Source organism: Mycobacterium sp. E3247, assembly GCF_001667785.1.
In the GTDB taxonomy this organism is placed as follows: domain Bacteria; phylum Actinomycetota; class Actinomycetes; order Mycobacteriales; family Mycobacteriaceae; genus Mycobacterium.
The window spans coordinates 1-5,366 of record NZ_LZJG01000380.1; the positions used below are offsets into that span (position 1 = coordinate 1).

The 5,366-nt window shown below is 69.2% G+C and carries 6 protein-coding genes; 1 reads left to right on the forward strand and 5 read right to left on the reverse strand.

All coding sequences use genetic code 11. The features are described 5' to 3' along the window. On the reverse strand, nt 1–437 hold a 437-nt coding region (locus A9X04_RS20685; protein ID WP_197509259.1), incomplete at its 3' end, for a homocysteine S-methyltransferase family protein. Between the two features lie 382 nt (nt 438–819). On the opposite strand from A9X04_RS20685, the gene A9X04_RS20690 reads away from it, so the two are divergent. Continuing rightward, nucleotides 820–1,710: a PAC2 family protein gene (locus A9X04_RS20690; protein WP_197509260.1), complete on the forward strand. Its 891-nt coding sequence runs from the start codon at nt 820–822 to the stop codon at nt 1,708–1,710. On the opposite strand, the gene A9X04_RS20695 is transcribed toward A9X04_RS20690, so the two are convergent. The 4 genes from A9X04_RS20695 to A9X04_RS20710 all read right to left on the reverse strand — a co-directional run. Continuing rightward, nucleotides 1,707–2,591: an SDR family oxidoreductase gene (locus tag A9X04_RS20695; RefSeq protein WP_067924377.1), complete on the reverse strand. Its 885-nt coding sequence runs from the start codon at nt 2,589–2,591 to the stop codon at nt 1,707–1,709. The genes A9X04_RS20690 and A9X04_RS20695 overlap by 4 nt on opposite strands. A 34-nt stretch (nt 2,592–2,625) precedes the next feature. Next, the gene (gene mshC, locus A9X04_RS20700) at nt 2,626–3,861 is read right to left on the reverse strand and encodes a cysteine--1-D-myo-inosityl 2-amino-2-deoxy-alpha-D-glucopyranoside ligase (RefSeq protein ID WP_067924382.1); all 1,236 of its coding nucleotides are present in this window, start codon (nt 3,859–3,861) and stop codon (nt 2,626–2,628) included. A gap of 24 nt (nt 3,862–3,885) precedes the next feature. Further along, on the reverse strand, nt 3,886–4,686 hold the full coding sequence (locus A9X04_RS20705) for a 3'(2'),5'-bisphosphate nucleotidase CysQ (protein WP_067924385.1): 801 nt from the start codon (nt 4,684–4,686) through the stop codon (nt 3,886–3,888). Nucleotides 4,687–4,858: 172 nt separating this feature from the next. Then, on the reverse strand, nt 4,859–5,366 hold a 508-nt coding region (locus tag A9X04_RS20710), incomplete at its 5' end, for an SCO1664 family protein (RefSeq protein WP_156764446.1).

Genomic DNA, 5,366 nt, shown 5'->3' on the forward strand with positions numbered 1-5,366 from the left:
GGCTTGTCCGGGGTGCCGTACTCGTCGGCGGCCGCCCGCGCCAGGGCGGCGCCGGCGTAGTTCAGCTCGTAGGCCAGCTCCTGCATCTCGTAATCGGCGAGCGAGATCGCGTTCGCGTTGAACGTGTTGGTCTCCAGGATGTCGGCGCCCGCCTCGAGATACTCCCGGTGGATCCCCTCGATGATCTGCGGCTGAGTCAGGTTGAGCAGGTCGTTGTTGCCCTGCAGCGCGGTCGGCCACTCCGTGAACCGATCCCCGCGGTAGCCGGCCTCGTCAGGCCGGTCACGCTGGATCGCCGTGCCCATCGCGCCGTCGATCACCATGATCCGCCGGCGCAGCGCGGCCTTGAGCTCATCGGTGCAGTCCGGGCGGATGTTCGGCACGAAGGTCCCTGACTCAGAGGTGTTCGGCGCCGGGGCATTTGCGGGGGCGTTCACATACGTTCCTTCCGTTACGGAAGGCGTCCTTGACTCTGCCGAGCGTGGCGGATACCGGCGGGGACCCGTATCCGTTGCAACGCCTCTCGACCAGAAAAGTCTACGTCGTCACCCGAGCGACGTCTGGACGCCCAACTCATCGCCGCGATCGGTGGCACGATCATTTCGGCGACGATCTCGGCGACGTGGTAGTTACCAAGGTTAACCAGTGTGAAACCGAAGTATTTCGTTCCGACCGCGCCCGTTCCGGTCATCGACGTCGTTCGGGGTCAGGTCGGCGGTCCCCCACAAGGATAGTCGTCCTATGGAATGCGCCCACTGGTTGACAGGTCCTTGCCAGGCAAGGCCGAACTCCGGCGTCTGAGGCCGTACGCTGATTTCTGTGACCCCGCCCGATGGCCCACCCTTTGGAAAAGGCGCACTGCCCGAACTGCACAACACCATCGTCGTGGCGGCGTTCGAGGGTTGGAACGATGCCGGCGACGCGGCCAGCGACGCGCTCGAGCACCTCGAGGCCATCTGGGAAGCCGATCCAATCCTGGAGATCGACGACGAGGCGTACTACGACTACCAGGTGAATCGCCCGGTGATCCGGCAGGTCGACGGTGTCACCCGGGAGCTGGTATGGCCGGCCATGCGGATCTCGCACTGCCGGCCGCCGGGCAGCGACCGTGACGTGGTGCTGATGCACGGCGTGGAACCCAACATGCGCTGGCGCACCTTCTGCGCCGAGCTGGTCGCCATCGCCGACAAACTCAACGTGGACACCGTGGTCATCCTGGGCGCCCTGCTCGCCGACACGCCCCATACCCGGCCGGTTCCCGTCTCCGGTGCCGCCTACAGCCCCGAGTCGGCGAAACGCTTCGGCCTCGAGGAAAGCCGCTACGAGGGCCCGACCGGCATCGCCGGGGTCTTCCAGGACGCCTGCGTGGCCGCCGGGATCCCGGCGGTGACGTTCTGGGCGGCGGTGCCCCACTACGTGTCGCAGCCGCCGAACCCGAAGGCGACCGTGGCGCTGCTGCGCCGCGTCGAGGATGTGCTCGACATCGAGGTTCCGCTGGGCGACCTGCCGACGGATGCCGAGGAGTGGGAGCAGGCGATCACCGAGATGGCCGCCGAGGACGAGGACCTGGCCGAATACGTATCGTCGCTGGAACAGCGCGGCGACGCCGAGGTCGACATGAACGATGCCCTGGGCAAGATCGACGGCGACGCGCTGGCGGCGGAATTCGAGCGCTACCTGCGCCGCCGGCGGCCCGGCTTCGGCCGCTAGACCTGCTCTTTGCCCAAGCCCTGGTTGTAGGCGCTGGTGGACCGGCCGAGCGCGGCCACTTGGGCGTCCAGTTGGGGCAGCAGCTCCGCCGTGGGTTTGTGCAGCGGTAGCTCCCCGGCCGGGGTGGACAGCACCGGCTTGATCCAGCGGAAGAAGGCGACCCAGCCCGGGCAGTAAACGCGTTTCCGGCGGCCCTCGATGCCCTTGACGAACGCGTCCGCGCATCTCGCGACGGTGGTGGTCTTGTTCAACGGCCACGGGAAGCTGGCCAGCAGCTCGCCGAAGGCGGGAAGGTCGGCCTCGCTGTCGCGGACCAGCGCGGTGTCGATCCAGGACATGTGCGACGAGCCGACGTCGACGCCGCGATGGGCAACCTCCAGGCGCAAGGCGTTGGCGAAGATCTCGACGCCGGCCTTCGACGCGTTGTAGGGCGCGAGGCCCGGACAAGCGGCGTAGGCGGCGAGCGACGAGACGACCAGCACGTAGCCGCGGCTCTCGATCACAGCGGGCAGCGTGGCGCGCACGGTATGGAAGACGCCGAGCACGTTGATGTCCATCACCCGCTTGAACGCCTCCGGGTCGACTCGCAGCACCGACCCGTAACTGGCGATGCCGGCGTTGGCCACCACCACGTCGATGCCGCCGAAGCGTTCGACGGCCCGAGCGGCGGCGGCCTCCATGGCCGGCAGGTCGCGCACGTCGGCGACGGCGGTCAGCACGTGCTCCTCGCCGAGTTCGGCGGCCAGCGCGCTCAGCTCGGCGTCGTTGAGGTCGGTCAGCACGAGCTTGGCACCCTTGTTGCGCAGCCGACGGGCGACCTCGGCGCCGATTCCCCGGGCACCGCCGGTGATGAAAACAACTTTGTCCTGCAGCGACGTCATGGCCGTCAACGTACCGCCTTCACAGCTGGCGTGTTCACAGCTCCACCCCGAGCAGCGCATCGATCGCGGTGGCCACCAGCTTCGGCGCCTCGGTGTCATGACCGCCGTATTCAAGCGCATCGGTGGCCCAACCATCAAGCGCAGCAAGGGCTTTGGGAGTGTTCAGGTCGTCGGCCAGGTACTGGCGGACGCGGGCGATGACGTCGGCGGCGTCCGGGCCCGCGGGCAGCTCGGTGGCCGTGCGCCAACGCCGCAGCCGGGAGTTTGCCTCGTCGAGCACGTCGGAACTCCAGAACCGGTCCGCGCGGTAGTGCCCCGATAGGAGGCCCAGCCGGATCGCCGCCGGCTCGACGCCCTGCGCCCGCAACGTCGACACCAGCACCAGGTTCCCCCGGCTCTTGGACATCTTGTGCCCGTCCCAGCCGATCATGCCCGCGTGCACGTAGTGCCGGGCGAATCGTCGCTCGCCCCGGACGCATTCGGCGTGGGCGGCGGTGAACTCGTGATGCGGGAAGATCAGGTCGCTGCCGCCACCCTGGATGTCCAGTCCGCTGCCGATGCGGCTGAGCGCGATCGCGGCGCACTCGACGTGCCAGCCGGGCCGCCCGGCCCCGAACGGCGACGGCCAGCTCGGCTCCCCCGGCCGCGCCGCCCGCCACAGCAACGCGTCCAGCTCGTCGGTCTTGCCGGGCCGGTGCGGGTCGCCGCCGCGCTGCTCGAACAGTCGCAGCATGGTTTCGCGGTCGTAGCCGGACTCGTAGCCGAACTGAGGCGTGGCGTCCGCGCGGTAGTACACGTCCGGGTACTCGCCGTCGACGACGTACGCCGCGCCCGAGGCCAGCATCTTCTCGACGAGCTCGATCACCTCGGGGATCGCTTGGGTCGCCGCGACATAGTCGCGTGGCGGCAGGACCCGCAGCGCCGCCATGTCCGCGCGAAAGCGGGCAACCTCGCGATCGCCGAGTTCGCGCCAGTCGACGCCGTCGCGCTCGGCGCGCTCGAACAGCGGATCGTCGACGTCGGTGACGTTCTGCACATAGTGGACGTCGTGGCCGAGGTCCAGCCACTGCCGGTAGACCAGGTCGAAGGTCAGGTAGGTGGCCGCGTGGCCGAGGTGGGTGGAGTCGTACGGCGTGATGCCGCAGACGTACATGGTCGCGGTCGATCCGGCCGCCACCGGGCGCACCTGCCGGTCGGAGGTGTCATACAGCCGAAGCTCGGGGCCACGCCCCGGTAACACCGGAACCGGTGGAAACTCCCACGACTGCATGGCATCGACTCTAAACGCGCGCGGTTAGCGCCACGCGTCGCGGATGGCCGCGAGCAGGATCGGCGCCACCTCGGCGCGGCACATCACGAAGTCGGGCAGGTACGGGTCGAACTGGTTGTAGCGCATGGGCGAGCCGTCCAGCCGCGACGCGTGCATGCCCGCGGCCATCACCACCCCGGCCGGCGCCGCCGAGTCCCACTCCCACTGGCCGCCCGCGTGCAGGTAGGCGTCGACGTCACCGTCGATGATCGCCATCGCCTTGGCGCCTGCCGAACCGATGGCCACGGGCTGGATGGCGAGCGACTGCCGCATCCGGTGCAGCACGAAGGGCGGCCGGGTGGCGCTGACGGCGATCCGGAACGTGTGCGGTATACCGACGCGCGCGGCGTCGGCGGTCACGGTGTCGGTGCGGTACACCGTGTTCCCACGCGCCGGCAACGAAACCGCCGCGTCGGTGATCTCCCGCCGGCCGTTGGTGGGCTCGCCGGTGGGACGTTGCCACAGCGCGATATGCACCGCCCAGTCGTCGCGGCCCGGCGTGGAGAACTCGCGGGTGCCGTCCAGGGGATCGATGATCCACACCCGGTCGTGCTTGAGCCGGACCAGGTCGTCGTAGGCCTCCTCGCTGAGCACCGCATCGTCGGGACGCTCGGCGCGCAGCCGCCGCAGGATCAGCTCGTTGGCCAGGGTGTCGCCGGCGTCACCCAGCTCCCACGGATGACCGAAGCCGATCTCGTCGCGCACCCTGAGCAGCAACTCCCCCGCGTCGGCGGCGAGTTCGGCGGCCAGTGCGGCATCGGTCAGCTCGTCCGGGCCCTGGCTCACCGACTCAGTATCTCCGATGCCCGTGCGGGGCTTGAACACGTGGCGGAACACGTGGTGGCTACCGGCAGCGCCCGGCTACGCCGCGCTTGCCATCGCCTCAGAACGCCGGGCACTAGAACCCCGGGCACTAGCACGCCGGGCACTAGAACGCCGGGCACTAAAAGGCCGGGCACTAAAAGGCCGGCCAGGGAATGGGCCGGTGCCTGTTCGGTCCCGGCATCACCGGATCGTTGAGCAGCGCATGCGCGCGCCTGCGCAGCGCCGCGATCTCCGCCCGCGTGATCAGCTCGGACAACTCGTCGCAAAACGAGTCGTCGAGCGCGTCAACGAGACCGGCCACCGCCTCCAGCATCTTCTTGTCGACCGGCTTGTTGGCCCAGCCCCACAGCACCGTCCGCAGCTTGTTCTCGACGTGCAGGCACACCCCGTGGTCGACGCCGTAGACGTGGCCCTCAATGTCGCGCAGAACGTGGCCCCCCTTGCGGTCGGCGTTGTTGACCAGCACGTCGAACACCGCCATGCGCCGCAGCCGGATGTCGTCGGCGTGCATCAAGACGACCTCGTCGCCGGCGTAGTCGTAGGCGCGCAGCACCGGCAGGTAACCCGGCTGCGGTTTGTCGGCGGGAAACAGGTCGACCAGGTCGGGGCCGGGGCTCGGGTCGGAGCCGGTGGCGTCGCCC